Annotated in this window: 13 protein-coding genes; 4 read left to right on the top strand and 9 right to left on the bottom strand. The window is 50.3% G+C overall.

The features are described from left to right. Positions 1–489 precede the first annotated feature (489 nt). Both DZE2538_RS06720 and DZE2538_RS06715 read right to left on the bottom strand, forming a co-directional pair. The gene (locus DZE2538_RS06720; protein WP_019844756.1) at positions 490–795 is read right to left on the bottom strand and encodes a putative quinol monooxygenase; all 306 of its coding nucleotides are present in this window, start codon (positions 793–795) and stop codon (positions 490–492) included. Positions 796–856: 61 nt separating this feature from the next. Beyond that, positions 857–1,873, bottom strand: a complete 1,017-nt coding sequence (locus DZE2538_RS06715; protein WP_038915919.1) for an NADP-dependent oxidoreductase — start codon at positions 1,871–1,873, stop codon at positions 857–859. A gap of 91 nt (positions 1,874–1,964) precedes the next feature. Between DZE2538_RS06715 and DZE2538_RS06710 the strand changes: the two genes are divergently transcribed. The 4 genes from DZE2538_RS06710 to DZE2538_RS06700 all read left to right on the top strand — a co-directional run bounded on the left by DZE2538_RS06710 (position 1,965) and on the right by DZE2538_RS06700 (position 6,762). After that, positions 1,965–2,867, top strand: a complete 903-nt coding sequence (locus tag DZE2538_RS06710) for a LysR family transcriptional regulator (RefSeq protein ID WP_038915918.1) — start codon at positions 1,965–1,967, stop codon at positions 2,865–2,867. A gap of 616 nt (positions 2,868–3,483) precedes the next feature. Further along, positions 3,484–3,789, top strand: a complete 306-nt coding sequence (locus DZE2538_RS20790) for a hypothetical protein (protein WP_152486129.1) — start codon at positions 3,484–3,486, stop codon at positions 3,787–3,789. A gap of 393 nt (positions 3,790–4,182) precedes the next feature. Next, complete coding sequence (locus DZE2538_RS06705) at positions 4,183–5,379, top strand: dienelactone hydrolase family protein (protein WP_038915917.1); 1,197 nt, start codon at positions 4,183–4,185, stop codon at positions 5,377–5,379. Positions 5,380–5,841: 462 nt separating this feature from the next. Beyond that, a complete protein-coding gene (locus tag DZE2538_RS06700) occupies positions 5,842–6,762 on the top strand; it encodes a LysR family transcriptional regulator (protein WP_038915916.1) in 921 nt (306 codons plus the stop codon). Positions 6,763–6,844: 82 nt separating this feature from the next. Here DZE2538_RS06700 and DZE2538_RS06695 read toward each other — a convergent pair whose 3' ends face one another. The 7 genes from DZE2538_RS06695 to solI all read right to left on the bottom strand — a co-directional run bounded on the left by DZE2538_RS06695 (position 6,845) and on the right by solI (position 14,333). Further along, positions 6,845–7,609 (bottom strand): SDR family NAD(P)-dependent oxidoreductase, encoded by a 765-nt coding sequence (locus DZE2538_RS06695; protein ID WP_080638961.1) that lies wholly within the window; start codon positions 7,607–7,609, stop codon positions 6,845–6,847. Between the two features lie 142 nt (positions 7,610–7,751). After that, positions 7,752–8,354, bottom strand: coding sequence for an FMN-dependent NADH-azoreductase (locus DZE2538_RS06690; protein WP_038913579.1), 603 nt, complete (start codon positions 8,352–8,354; stop codon positions 7,752–7,754). A 248-nt stretch (positions 8,355–8,602) separates the two neighbouring features. Continuing rightward, positions 8,603–10,018 carry a solanimycin export family MATE transporter SolL gene (solL, locus tag DZE2538_RS06685; protein WP_026357912.1) on the bottom strand — a complete coding sequence of 472 codons (1,416 nt, stop codon included), beginning with the start codon at positions 10,016–10,018 and terminating at the stop codon, positions 8,603–8,605. 101 nt (positions 10,019–10,119) lie between these two features. Further along, entirely contained in the window at positions 10,120–10,662 is a 543-nt protein-coding gene (locus tag DZE2538_RS06680; RefSeq protein WP_019844746.1) for a MaoC family dehydratase, read from the bottom strand. A gap of 178 nt (positions 10,663–10,840) precedes the next feature. Beyond that, entirely contained in the window at positions 10,841–11,560 is a 720-nt protein-coding gene (solJ, locus tag DZE2538_RS06675; protein WP_019844745.1) for a solanimycin biosynthesis MBL-fold hydrolase SolJ, read from the bottom strand. A gap of 73 nt (positions 11,561–11,633) precedes the next feature. Beyond that, positions 11,634–12,899: a glycosyltransferase gene (locus DZE2538_RS06670; RefSeq protein WP_019844744.1), complete on the bottom strand. Its 1,266-nt coding sequence runs from the start codon at positions 12,897–12,899 to the stop codon at positions 11,634–11,636. A gap of 60 nt (positions 12,900–12,959) precedes the next feature. Further along, positions 12,960–14,333, bottom strand: a complete 1,374-nt coding sequence (gene solI / locus DZE2538_RS06665) for a solanimycin biosynthesis cytochrome P450 SolI (protein WP_236617005.1) — start codon at positions 14,331–14,333, stop codon at positions 12,960–12,962. Positions 14,334–14,373: the final 40 nt, after the last annotated feature.

The following is a 14,373-nucleotide window of genomic DNA, read 5'->3' as shown; positions in this document are numbered from 1 at the left end:
AGATCGCATTCATTAAATGATTTAAAATCAATAACAAAACGCAATTTTGGCAAAAAAATTATATAACGCGGTTGCGTACCGGAACGAAAACTCGATGTCCGGCGGGTTGTTCCGTACGTTCTCAGTGTGAGGGATGGATGCCGGGTTAGGGAGAGGCAGGGTAAAAAAATCCTGTAAAAATAAGGCGGTCTGAATTCTTGAAAACACAGTGGGTTTAACCGGCCCACGGATCCGGATGATGTCTGCCCTTTCCTGAACCGAAGCAAACAACACGGGCTGCCCAGAGCGGCAACCCTGCAGAAGAGATCAGCATCGCTACGAATTCTTCCTGAAACGACGCGACGATTATCCGGCCATCTTTGTGAAAGATGATGCACTTATGATCACGCTCTGGAAAACGCAAACAGAAGCCCCGTTAAATAGTTAACATGTTATTCTTCCTACGATGAAATACGTTTACCCTCAACACATTCAATCGTTATTACATTGTCACGGCACATCCAAAAGACCTCTTTCGTTAAAGGCGTCATATTTCAGGACGTCTCCCTTTATGCGCCCCTCCCAGCGAGTGAGAAATGCCTGGGTGTTGGTCGCTGCAAGATGCGCAGTGAGTGCCTCCTGATCTTGCCAACGTTCAGATACGAGCACTCTTGCAACCAGAGGATCCTCTACCGCCATGTCATAGGCGAGGTTTCCTTCACGCTTTCGCACGGTTTGAGCGAGTAACCTTATATCAGCCATAAATGGCTGTAGGTCAGAGGGGTCAATAACCACATGACCAGAAATAATGAGCATCTTCTTTGCCTTTTCTGTTACTCCCCGACCGTCATACAAGGGCAGGTCGGGAAAGTGATTATCAAAAATTTGTCAGCACAATTTTGCCCTGAATACTTCCCATTGCGGCACGCTGATGGGCAGCAGAGGCCATGGCTAACGGATAGGTGCTATCAATGACAACCCGAATAACGCCTTGTTCCAGAAGACGGCCCGCTTCAGATAATTGCGCACCGCTGGAGCGTACTTGTGTTGATGACACCAAAATATCTTTTTGGGCGGCCTCACTCCTTGCGGAAAAACCCAAAGGATTAACGAGAAATAATGCACCACCTGGTCTTATGCAGCGCAGAAAGCGCCCCATATTGGCGCCACCAACCGCATCAAGGACGAGATCAACATTTTTTACGGCACTCTCGGCCGCTGTTGTGGTGTAGTCGATAAATTCGTCAACGCCCAGGTCACGTAACAGCGCCTCATTGCGCGAAGACGCCACCGCAATCACCCGCGCACCTTTCCAACGAGCAAGTTGCACGGCAAGATGTCCCACGCCGCCACCGGCACCATTGATCAATACGGTCCGACCGGCTAATGGCACTGCCTTGTGAGGAAAAGACTGGAAAGGATTCGGTGCATCATGCCCCGTGTCGATAAGAAACTGCCAGGCCGTGAGGAGTGACATCGGCGCGCCTGCTGCTTCAACATGTCCGATTCCCCGAGGTTTCAGCGCCAGCTCTGATGCAGGAACGCTGACATAGTCTGCATAGGCACCACTGCCCGCCATCACCCTCTCAGGAAAGCGCACCATCGAATAGACCTCATCTCCGGTGCTGAACTCCGTAACATTTTTACCGGCCGCTGCGACGACGCCGGACACGTCAGTACCTAAAATGAGCGGGAAAGCGGGATGTGGCCACCATTCCGGCGGCAGTGCCCGATAACCGTCACGCAGATACCAGTCTGGCGGATTAAGGCTGGCCGCCCGCACGAGGACAAGAACATCGTCATTTCCCACCCGTGGCATGGGTGTGTCTTCATAAAGCAGATTATCTGGCCCGCCAAACGCATGTAGCTGTACTGCTTTCATCATCTCTGTCATTACCATCTCGCTCTAAAAGGTACTCAGGTGACAGAGCATACGACCAATACTCAGGATTGATAATGTAGCTGAATTTCGCTTTACTTATGCCATGAAGGAACAAATTGGTTTTGAAAGACTCACGGGTCTCATTGCGTTCGCACGTGCAGGCGCTTTAGGTAGCTATACTGCCGCTGCCCGCTCGCTTTCCGTTTCGCCCTCAGCCATCAGTAAGAGTATTCAGCGACTGGAGAAGCATCTCGGCGTCACCTTATTCACCCGAACAACGCGTTCGCTCGTATTGACTGCCGCAGGGCGTGAGCTGCATGAACGGGCTTTGCAGTTATTACGGGATGCCGAGGAGATAGAACAGGTAGCAAAGCGCTCATGCGCCGAGCCAGCAGGGATGTTACGCATTGCGGCATCGTTACCGGTGGGTATCCATATGATTGCGCCGGTGCTTGCCGAATTTTGCGCACTTCATCCAAAAGTGACGATTGATTTACGCTTGAGCGACCGAGTGGTAAGCATCGTTGATGAAAATATTGATATTGCCATTCGGATGGGTGATCTCGCGGACTCCAATCTGCTATCACGTCGTCTTCCGCCGTATCAGATAGGTTGTTATGCCTCGCCTGAATATTTAGCCTATAGCCCCCTTCCGACACACCCCAATGACCTCATCGGGCATAAAACGATTAATCTGCGTTACCAAAATACGGGGCAACTTTTTCGCTGGCCGTTTTGCATCGGAGAGAGGGAGGTTGAAATAGTGCCTCCGTCAACAGTGATTGTTGATGCAAGCGAAGCGATCATCGCAGCAATGGCTGCCGGAGCCGGAATAGGTATGGCTTCGGATTTTATGGCCGCATCTCTGGTAAGGGAGAAAAAATTAGTTCCTGTACTCGCAGATTTTGCGGTGGAGCGTCGCAATATTTCGGCTGTCTGGCATGAAAGCCGTCGCTCTAATCCTGCGGTGCGTGCTTTTCTGGATCATATGCTTAAGATTTCTTAAATGACCTGCCTTCGACGATAGCAACCACTGTACAGTGAATAATGTTTGTTTCTGGCCCGACACCACTCGCAGCACTGCTACCGTTGGAGTCAGCGATCGGTTATTCAAATGCGTAACACGCTTGCTGGTAAAAATACCGGCAAGTCCGGCTACAGGTACAATTCTGAGCACGCACATCGGATACATTGCCCTTTTGATGAGGGCGTTATGAATAAAATATGTTGATACTTGTTATGGCAATGGTAATTTTATTTTATCATTCACCACAGTCCAAATAATGAAGTACCGGATGAATATTCATGGTGACAGTAATCTAATTTATTATTCACGTTATTTGTCAACAAAGATAACATTTTGAAATAATGAATGTAATGATGTTTACCCTTCTTTATGCTCAGATGCTGTTCGGTAATATCATCGCACTACTTTCACGTTTGCATGACATGATTTAACGCTTCATCTTATCTTCATAGACCAAATGGTAGGGTGAAAGAAATAATGTTGGGTTGTGAATCCTTATGAATGGTTTGAAATATAAATCTTTCTACTATTTTTTGAATGATAACCCAGTCCAATAACCGAACGTTGATAACACTGAAAATGTAAAGGGTGATACATGAACAAAGCAATAGCGTCTATTTGTCTGTTTACGTTAGGATTTTCCACTATAACCTACGCCGCACACGATGATATCGCCCATCAAAATACTATTGTGGAGAAAGCCAGTGTTAGCCAGGCCGGAGGGGCCGGGCTCCCAGGTGGCAAAGATGGAAAACCCGGCATGAGCGGTTGTCCAGGGGGAACATCGCCGTCTTCTGATGGAAAGTATTATCTGCCGGGAACGAATGAAGAATGTAATCCTGCTCATCAGCACAAGCACAAGCACAAGCACAAGCACAGTGAGTCTTCCCCAAAACTGTAATATATCGGCATCCTGTTAATTTTTTAGAGGTAGGTCACACTCAGCGTTTTTAAATACATTTTACCGGGAGGTAATAATTAACAAAAAAAAACCATCTGAATAGCGTCAATTCATTTATTCAGAAGCGAACCTGAATGATTGAGCGGTGCTACACTGCATACAATTATCGGCTGGCACTGTCAGCACCGTGTGTTTTTTCGATTACAGCGGCACCATTCACTGAGCTTTTGAGTTCTGACTCACCTGAATGGTAAGGATGAAGACAATCACTGCCGTTAATATAAACGCACCGTGTTAATTAATAAATGTCGTTATACCAGAAGCCGTCATTAGCCATAATCAATCCATTTTGAATACCGGTGCACTACACATTCACCATAAGGATTTCAGCCAATGCAACAGATCTTCATGGCCAGGCTCAGAATAAGATTGCTCTCTTTCATTTTCCTTGCCGTTACCGCTTCGGCACATGCCGCATCGACATCAACCACATCAGACAATCGGCAACAGCTTGCCGGACTGATAAGAGAACCGCTTTTGCTGCAAGTGACACTGGCTAACGGCGAACCCGCGACACTGGATGCGTTCGTGACCCGTCCCGTCACTACCGGCCGACTGCCCATCGTGCTGATAACAAATGGCAGTTCGTTCTCCGAGGTATATGACCGCATGACAGCGTCACCAGCCGAGTTTTCGTCCACGGCTATTGCATTTGCGCGGCACGGCTACGCGGCCGTCACCGTTCTGCGTCAGGGATATGGGCAATCAAGCGGACCGACTGAGTATGACGGGAGTTCCTGCAATGCGCCCCGGCATGAGCGAGCAGGAGAAATCGATAAAAACAATATCACGGCGGCACTTGATGCGATCCGCCGCCAGCCCTGGGCGTCAGAAAATCAGGCAATCCTCGCGGGCATGTCTTCTGGTGGCTTCGCGGTCATGGCGACCGGCGCGGTCAATCCGGCAGGGGTACAGGCCATTATTAATTTTGACGGGGGAAGAGGTGCGATTGATGGAAAGTCCTTTTGTGACAAAGCCGGACTATTAAAGGCATTCGAACTGTATGGGCGGACGGCACGTCTCCCTACACTCTGGCTTTACACCGAGAATGACCAGGCGTTTCCCCCGTCCATAGCCAGAGAGATGCTGAATGTGTATCAACGTGGTGGAGGTAACGCAACATTCATTCTGATGCCCCCGTACGAAAATAACGGGCACACCTTTATGGAAGATGCGCCGGAGAATTTCTGGTGGCAGCAAGTAGCCGATTTTCTGGAGCAGCACCATCTTCCGTTCAGAGAGGTTGCCGCACTGCCCAAAACCCATCTGCCCTATCCTGCCCAGTTGAATGCCGCCGGACGGAAGGAATTCAGCTTTTACGAAGCGAGCCAGCGTTACGAAAAAGCCTTTGCAATTGACCCTAGTGGTAGCTGGGGAACGGCGTACAGTATGCGAAATACACAGAACGCGGTACAACTGGCACTGACGAACTGCCGAAAATGGCAACATCCAGGTGCCGCCAGTTGCACCGTGTATGCCATCAATAATCAGGTTGTGGCCGAAAGACCTGCCGGGAAACCTAAACACTGACAGGTATCCATGGGGACATGCCTCAGCCGCCTTCCAGGAACGGCGGTCACTCACAGATAGCACCGGGTTTACCCCCTCACAGTGAACTTCAGGCTGTGTTCCCTGTGGGGGGGCAATAGTGACGCTGCTATTCAAGCTGGCAATACGACCAATGTGCCATTGCCATCAAATAAACCGATCAATGCCTCTGCTGTATGTGATGATTCATCAGTTGTTTGATTCGTTGGGTATCTTTGTCCAGTGCCGCGTCCATCAGCGATTTGTGATCGCTTTCCCATTTTACATCCCCATGCATCACTGACTCACTCAGGCACTCCCCTTCTCATCTCACGTCTGAAACAGCCAATCATCGCTCCATGGCGCTCACTTTATAGAATGCCCCGCTTGCGCCTGCTAATAGACCGCCAGTAACTATCCTTATTTGCTATCCTTTTGATGAAAACATATCTAAAGGACAGATAGATGCTCGAAGCCGTCACCTTAGACCAATTGCGTACATTCATCGCTGCTGCCGATTATGGCAGTTTCTCTGAAGCGGGCCGACGAATAGGCCGGGCGCAATCCGTCGTCAGTCAGACGTTGGCTAATCTTGAAGGACAACTGGGTGTTCAACTGTTTGATCGCTCCAGTCGACGCCCGATGTTAACCGCGATAGGACGTGAGCTGCTTGCGGATGCCCGTCAGGTCGCCAACGACATGGATCGGCTCAAAGCTCGGGCTAAAGGCATGGCGGTGGGGCTTGAACCGGAGCTACAGATAGTCGTTCATGTCTTTTTGCCGATCAGCGTGTTAACGCAAGCTGTCAGTTCATTTCAGCGTCACTTTCCTCGCACGCCGTTGCGTCTTTCTGTCGAAGGCATGGGGGCGGTCATTGAACCGGTTCTGGCCGGGCAATGCTCCTTCGGTGTACGAGCCCCCTTGTTTGAGGATCAGCCCGAATTAACCAGTGAGCATGTGATGACACTACCCTATTTAATGGTCGCCTCACCACAGCATCCACTGGCGCAATACCGCGAAGCCATTCCGACACGTGAACTGAAAAAGCATATCCAACTGGTGCTCAGCGATCGCTCGCATCATGCCAATCCAACGGACATGGGAGTACTGTCTCCCCAGACCTGGCGCCTGTCTGACCTCAGCGCCAAGTATGCATTTCTGAAAGCAGGGTTGGGTTTTGGAGGCATGCCGCTGCATGCAATAGCGTCAGATATCGCTAACGGCAGTCTGGTCGCGCTGGAGTTTGAGGAAACCCGCGCTAACGTTTCCATGTCCATTTCAGCCATTTATCGCACAGATATGCCACCGGGGCCTGCGGGGCGATGGTTGCTTGATGAGCTCAAAAAAGTTGCCGCCATGCAACATGCAACTCCCCAACAGGGGTGAACCAGGGTTGGCGCGGCACAAGTAGCGCTAACGCAATCAGTGTGTTGTTCACAACGGCAGGCCCGACGGCCTGCCCTTGCCTTCAGCGCGGTGTCGGGTATACCAGTTCTGGTACCTGACGCTGTTTTGCCGCCTGTCGCAACAGTTCAGCCAGAAAGTCAGGCTCAACGTCAGGGATGACAAAACCGGGTGGCAAATCTAATTTGATGTCGCCAGACTTCATCTTTGTTTCCCAACCGCTATTTTTAATGACGGCGGACAAATTCAGCATACCGACATACACCCCTTCGGCTGCGAGTTCTCCATGCAATGAGTACAGGTAATTTCTTGCCGCAGCGAGCGCCGGCCCTGGGCCACTCATGAAAGGCAATCCCTGTGACGCCGAGCCGCCGAGCCCCACCAGAATGGTTCCACTGCCGGCCTTTCTCATCGCGGGTAACACCGTACTCACGGCGGCTACCAGCCCATAGAAGAAGAGGTCCATCTTCGCTTTTACCTCATCCACATGAAGCGAAAACGCAGGCACGAACGCTTCGGGTGCATTGGGCCCATAGTACAGCGTCTCGATACGGCCACACTGGTTCTGAATGGCAGAAATTGTCGCGACCAACTCTGCCTGATTCAAAAAATCGGCGGTAAATATCGCCGTAGCGATCCCCTCCGATTCAAGTTCTCCCGCTATTATTTTTAATGTACTGGCACGCCGTGCCACTAGCGCGATTGTATACCCTTCGCGCCCATAGCTCCGGGCTAATGATTTACCCAACCCAGGACCTGCGCCTAATATCGCGACACATTTTTCCATTTGTTTATCACCTGATATTTTTTGATTTAAATCGGAATCCATAAACAACGTTCAGCCCAATAATCACAGCAATGAGGTGAACCGATTTTTATAGAGAGCCCTATTCCAATCGACTTATTTTGATTGAGGGAAATTACTGATAAATACATAGATGAACTGGCGTCATCAATAACATTGATGATTATCATACGGTGAGCATGGCAATCTCTTTCTCTGCCTGTGTTAGCGCGGTGCTACGCCCATCCGCCCCCATTGCGACGCCTTCTGCACGAATAAAGGTAATATCGCTAATACCCAGAAAACCGAATAACGCCTTCAAATACGTTTCCTGATGGTCAAGAAAAGCAATCGGTGAACCTTCACTAAAAATACCGCCACGAGATGAGGCAATAATCACTTTTTTTCCATGACACAAACCTGTCGGGCCGTTGCCATATTGAAATGTTTTCCCTGCAACAGTGATGCGGTCAATCCACGCTTTTAATTGAGAGGAGATGCCGAAGTTATACATAGGCGCACCAATCACTACAATGTCAGCCGCCAAAAAATCCTCCAGCGCCGTTATTCCCGCTGCCAAATCCGCTTTCATGCCGTCGGATATTGTCCCTTCCTGCGCGATATCGAGATGCCGCTGCGTTAGATGGTCAAGTGGTGATACGGCCAAGTCCAGACGAGTGACCTGTACAGGGGTATAGCGGCTTTGCAACGTTGTCACAATATGAGCCGATAGTGTTTTACTGACAGAATCGTCAATATGTAAGCTTGAGTCGATGTGAAGTAATTTCATTCGCGCTATCCAGAGTAGAGTAAAAAACGTGTTGGTCTACAAACTGGAAGATAAGCCGGCCTCTATCATAGCGGTAGCCAATATTTCTAGATTAAACCCATCTAAATAATCGATACATACCAGATGCAGTGACAACAACACGACGTGACCGTCCAGCCAGACTGCCACAAAAGGTACCGCCACAAAAAATCAGCCCGGCAGGTATTTTCACACCAGCCGGGCATGACACACAGTATGCTCTTTGGCTATCAGACGGTATCGGGTTGCTTCTCTGAAGACGCCCCCAGTGAATGTGTTAACGTTGAGCGTTGCCAGTCAATTCGCTCAAAGAACATTATCGTCAGCCCCGCCATGAGCAGGTTTGTAATGGGAAATGCCCACCACAAACCGGACACGCCAAGCGACGTATAGTGGGATAATCCCCACGCCAGCGGGATTTGAATCAGCCACTGAGAAACCAACGCCAGCACCATTGTCGTCATGGTACGCCCTGTTGCGCGAAAAGCGCCGTTTAACGCCATTTGTAACCCAATTAGCCCATAACTGGGGGCGATCAGGTGGAAGAAATGCGTTCCGTGAGCAATCACCATCGGCTGGTCGGGGGCAAAGGTACCAATAATATAAGGGCTAAATACGACCCCTATCAGGCCAATGGCGGTCAGTATCAGAAAAGAAATCGCGCCACTGAGTCGGCCAATCGCCCGCGCACGTTCAGATTGTCCGGCTCCGACATTTTGTCCTACCAGCGTCGCGGTGGCGATTGACATCCCTATCGCTGGCACAATCACCAACGCATTGATATTAATCACCACACCGTACGCCGCGGTTACGTCGGTGCCCAACCCGGTAACCAGTGTCATCATGCCACTCGCGCCCAGGGCGTGCGCGCAGAGTTCAATGGACGCGGGCATCCCTAAGCGAACGACGGATTTCACCATCTCCACTTTGGGTCTCATCGCACGAAAATAGATCTTAAGACCCACGCGACCAAAGCGTAATACCAATAACCCCGCTATCATCGCAATGCCCTGATTAATCAGCGTGGCGATCGCCGCCCCGGCTACGCCAAAGGCAGGAATAATGCCGTACCCGAAGATCAATAGCGGATCCATGATGGCGTTGAGAATCAGCGTACCCAGTGTAATCAATAATGGGATACGCACCTCGCCAGCGCCTCTCATCAACGACTGCAACATGGAAAAGCCAAAGGTAAATATAATGCCGCTGATGATGACGCGCAGAAAACTGAGCGCGTAGGGGAACACTTCATTCTGCGTACCCAGCGCGTGTAACATCCAGGGGGCGAGGAAATACCCCGCCACCGCAATAGGTATTGAAAACAGTATCGACAGCGTAAACACCTGGGCGGCAATATCGTTTGCCTGTTGATATAAGCGAGCGCCGATACACTGTGCCACCAGTGTCGTGCCCGCCACACTCAAACCAATACCTAAAGCAAATGCCAGAAAGATGATGGGCTGACTCACCGATATCGCCGCCACGGCTTTGTCACCCAAACGCCCGACCCAGAATGCATCAATCATGATGTATCCTGACTGTAAAAGATTGGCCAAAATAACCGGCACACCTATTTTAGCCAGTGAGCGCAATATCGAACCTTGTAATAAGGCATTTGATTTTTCATTAGCGATTTCAGGTGACAAGAGTTGATCCCTTCATGTCCGTAGTAATGGGTAACTGACCGTCATGTAAACAGCAAACACCGATGAGTTTTCTCATCACGCTATTTCATTGCAGTAGCATGTTATGTCGCCTTCGATACAGCGCCTCCCTTAAAGATAAGGAGCTTACCGATTAACTCCTGGCGTATTTTATTGTCCTGACCTATCGTAAAAATGTGAACACTCATCATGGCTCTGTCTGGCCTGCCGGGGGAAATATCGATACCCGTAATCTTTGCTTTTATTCGCAATAGATCACCCGGCCGGGTAGGCCGAAACCAGGTAATATTTTCCACCCCTTTGCCGATGATGCCATGAGCCAGCGGTAAACACTTCACCAGCAGATTCATGGTAATACTCACCGTATGCCAGCCGCTGGCCGCCAGCCCCCTGAAGATAGAGTCTTTTGCCAGTTTATCGTCCATATGAAAAGGTTGCGGATCATACCGATTTGAAAACTCTATGATTTCTTCGGCGCTGACATAATATTCCGAACTATAAAAAACCTGGCCGACCTTAAGGTCATCCATATACAGTTTTGGTAACGCCGTATCCCCTATATCATTCTCTATTGAGTATGCGTCTGCCGAATTGACATAATCGCTTGAGTAGTTTTCATCTTGCATATTCACGAGCCTCCCTTCCTGACATGAACATATCCGCCGGATGCTAACAGCGAAGCATTCCTATACACTGCATGCCCTATAAGCAACCATCGGTGAAAATAAGAGATATCTATCCATCGTCGTCAAATTTCAGAATATTTTTCTTCATGAAATCCGAGCGACATCGGGTGTTACCTTTCTATGAAAAAGCCATCCATGCCGATCTATTTTGGCCTTTCCTCATACGAAAGTTTGTAAACGACTCCTGATTATCAAAAGACAAATAAACGTTATAACGAAATATCTCTTCAAACGTTAAACCAGGTGGATACCTATAACTGTGTCCAGGATAAATACGAACCGTTCCAGGTAAAATAGCCTTCAGGCGTTCAAGACTCGAAAATAAGTGTGCCGCATCATCATGACTGGCACACAGCCCGCACCCTTCAATAAACAGCGTGTCCCCGGTAAAGAGATGCTGGCCTATCCAATAACAGACACTCCCTGGCGTATGACCCGGTGTTATTATCGGGCGAACCAGCATTCCCGCGACATGCCAGGCCTGTTCATCAAACAAACGTGCCGCAGGCGTCGTGAAACCGGAACACTCCGCCTCCTTGCGTGACAACCATACCGGGCAGCCATGTTTATCAGCCAGGTATCCAGCGAGATCAGTATGGTCAGGATGAGCATGGGTTATCAATATTCCCGCCAGTTGCGCATTGGCATTACTCAGCGCGGTTTCCAGTCGGTCTATTTCCCATGCCGGATCAACCAGCAACGCCTGCCCAGTGCAGCGATTAAGCACCATATAGTTATTATTAATAAAGTGACCGCGGCGCACCTTTATCGTCGTTACCGCCATATCGGCTGATGACATCGAATACGCTGATGACAGCCCCTTATTTTCTAACCACATAGCGTTTACTCCACACCATCAATGGCAAAGTCCATCCCTTGTTGCTCCGCAATCACCACCTGACCTCGCTATGTCACAGTAACCCCCAGCACTGCAATTCGGATATCGTGTTCTCTACCCCACGCTCCTGGCGAATTTGTTGTCCCAGTGCTCTGGCTCGCTCCCTCACGGCAGAAGAAAAACTCCGGTTAAGCGCCTGTTCTATGTCATCTTCGCCAGAACGTTTCAGGTCAAGGCTGCCGCCACTGCTTCCCAGCGCCTCCAGCCGCCACGCCCAATAAAACTGGTCGTAAATAAACGGCATAATCACCTGAGGCGTTCCCGCTTTTAGCGCCGCCGCCACCGTCCCACTGCCGCCGTGATGGAAAACGGTTTTCACCCTTGGGAATAACCATTCATGCGATACGTGCTCGACACAAATAACCCCTGGCAGATTAGCCGCGGCAATCACGTCCGTTTTGATAGCCCCGCCACCGCTCATAATGACGGCCCGCACGCCTAACCGTTTAATGACATTGATAATTTTCTTTGTCAGCCCTTCGGGATCGGTACTGTTCATACTGCCAAACCCGATATAGACCGGCGGCGCGCCCTCGGCGATAAACTGCTCCAGCGTCGGCGATACCGACGCCATGGACTGAATATCGCCAAACCAACTGCCGGTTATCTTAACGATATCCTCTGGCCATTCTGGCGGCCGTGGCACCACATGTGGGCTAAACGCATAGATAATTTTTCTGGTTCGGTTGCTTTTATCAGACCAGGGGCCAAACCAGCTCCACGTCGGCAGACCAAGACGGGAGCGACAGGCACTAAAAGACTTCGCCACAAAACGCCACATAATGATGCGCAGCAACTTCCATACCGCGAGATTAATCGGCCCCGGCAACCTGATTATTTTTTTCAGGAAAAACGGCGGAATAGAACGCGATGGCGTCAATGGCGCGAAGTAAACGGTCACGACAGGAATATCGAGTTTCTCACCGATGGAGATGGCCAACGGTACCGCCTGATTAGCCGCGATAATCAGGCGACTATGACTGGCAGCCTTGATAGCCTGCTCAACCCACAGCGACATCAGTTGGTCAACGACCCCCGACATTTTTTTCGCGTTCTTATACGACGATTCGCCATCCATCAGTTCTTGTTCAATCTTTCTGGCCTCTGGGAGATCGAGACTCCATGTGTGATATCCCAGTCCTTCATCGGTAACGATTTTCTCATTTCGTTCCCCCGACATGATGGAGCACTCGTGCCCCATCTGCTGAAGTGCTTTACCCAGAACGATAAACGGCCGTATATCTCCCATTGAGCCGGCGGTAAAAATAGATATTTTCATCTATTGCACACCTCGCAATCGTAATATTTCAGCACTCGTTCCACTTATTGCCTCGGATACTCAGTCTTTGTGGATAATGACGTTCAGATTCTCAAAACCATGTAAAAAGTTTGAGTAATTGCGCTCAGGCTCTTCCAGCACCTCTATTCTGGAAAAACGCTTGAGAATCTCTTCCCAGAAAATCGTCAGTTGCATTTCGGCCAGTCGGCTACCGATGCAGGTATGAATACCTACGCCAAAGGAGAGGTGTCGGCGTGAGCGTTCACGGTCGATATTGAAAACATCCGGCTCATCAATCACCGAGCCATCACGGTTACCGGACGCATACCACATCACCACGCGGTCGCCTGCTTTGATGGTTTTGCCATTAAGCTCAACGTCACGGTTAGCCACACGGCTCATAAAATTGACCGGCGGGTAAAAACGCAGCGTTTCCGACACCATCGGCATCACCAGTTTGGGGTCGGCCTTGAGCTTGGCAAACTCCTGCGGGTATTTATTCAGCAGGTACAGGCTGCTTGAAATGGTATTACGCGTCGTATCGTTACCACCGATAATCAGCAGCACGATGGTGCCGCGGTACTGCTCCAGGGTCATATCGCGGGTGTCGGGATGATGCGCCAATACGGAAATCAGGTCGTAACTGGGCGGTGCATTACGGCGTTTTTCCCACAGTTCTTCAAACACCTGATAACACTTCACCGTTTCTTCCGCTTTTTGCTCCCAACTGGTCACCGGGCCATGTCCCGGTTCGAACATCAGCACGTCAGACCAATAGGTCAGTTTACGGCGATCTTCAAAAGGGAAATCGAGCAGCGTTGCCAGTACGGTGGCCGTCATTTCTTTAGAGACCCTGTCCACCCAGTCAAAGGGTTCGCCAATCGGCAGGTTATCGAGAATCATGCCGGCGCGTTCGCGCATTACCGGTGCCATTTTCGACAGGCTGGAGGGCGCTACCGCCGGGGTCACTGCCTTGCGGTGTTTGGTGTGCTCAGGAGGGTCCATCGTAATGAAACCCACGTTCTTGCGACGCTCGTGACCCAGTGCTTGCAGCGCGGTTTCCAGTCTGTCTTTCTCTTCGAGCGTTTTCAGATCGATATTCTGCGTGGAAGTGAAATCGCGATGATTGCTGCCTACCGTGCGGATGTCATCCCACAGGGTGACCGACCAGTAAGGCCCAAACTCGCTTTCCGGCGTGAAATGTACCGGGTCTTCGCGCCGCAGACGCTCAAACACCGCCAGTTCCGTTCCATTTACAAAGCGATCCCGACGTGCTGGATTAATTTTATCCAATGGGATCGCATTCACATCCTCAACCACATCCTGTAATTGTTTCGTCATTTTCATCCACTCATTAGATTGTTGTAAGCGTACAACCGCACCATCCACGTCCTCATCGACGGCGCGATAGCGCCAGGCTGCCGAAGGCGCCAACCCTGCTCCTTCGGCAACCCGGGGACGAGTCCCGCTATGC

The sequence above is a fragment of the Dickeya zeae NCPPB 2538 genome (assembly GCF_000406165.1).
Lineage (GTDB): Bacteria > Pseudomonadota > Gammaproteobacteria > Enterobacterales > Enterobacteriaceae > Dickeya > Dickeya zeae.
This window is presented reverse-complemented; position numbering and strand designations above follow the sequence as displayed.

What these genes read in the sequence shown, in the direction of transcription:
- DZE2538_RS06720 (WP_019844756.1), bottom strand. Translation starts at nt 795, where the DNA reads ATGCTCATTATTTCTGGTCATGTGGTTATTGACCCCTCTGACCTACAG.
- DZE2538_RS06715 (WP_038915919.1), bottom strand. Translation starts at nt 1,873, where the DNA reads ATGACAGAGATGATGAAAGCAGTACAGCTACATGCGTTTGGCGGGCCA.
- DZE2538_RS06710 (WP_038915918.1), top strand. Translation starts at nt 1,965, where the DNA reads ATGAAGGAACAAATTGGTTTTGAAAGACTCACGGGTCTCATTGCGTTC.
- DZE2538_RS20790 (WP_152486129.1), top strand. Translation starts at nt 3,484, where the DNA reads ATGAACAAAGCAATAGCGTCTATTTGTCTGTTTACGTTAGGATTTTCC.
- DZE2538_RS06705 (WP_038915917.1), top strand. Translation starts at nt 4,183, where the DNA reads ATGCAACAGATCTTCATGGCCAGGCTCAGAATAAGATTGCTCTCTTTC.
- DZE2538_RS06700 (WP_038915916.1), top strand. Translation starts at nt 5,842, where the DNA reads ATGCTCGAAGCCGTCACCTTAGACCAATTGCGTACATTCATCGCTGCT.
- DZE2538_RS06695 (WP_080638961.1), bottom strand. Translation starts at nt 7,609, where the DNA reads ATGGATTCCGATTTAAATCAAAAAATATCAGGTGATAAACAAATGGAA.
- DZE2538_RS06690 (WP_038913579.1), bottom strand. Translation starts at nt 8,354, where the DNA reads ATGAAATTACTTCACATCGACTCAAGCTTACATATTGACGATTCTGTC.
- DZE2538_RS06680 (WP_019844746.1), bottom strand. Translation starts at nt 10,662, where the DNA reads ATGCAAGATGAAAACTACTCAAGCGATTATGTCAATTCGGCAGACGCA.
- solJ (WP_019844745.1), bottom strand. Translation starts at nt 11,560, where the DNA reads ATGTGGTTAGAAAATAAGGGGCTGTCATCAGCGTATTCGATGTCATCA.
- DZE2538_RS06670 (WP_019844744.1), bottom strand. Translation starts at nt 12,899, where the DNA reads ATGAAAATATCTATTTTTACCGCCGGCTCAATGGGAGATATACGGCCG.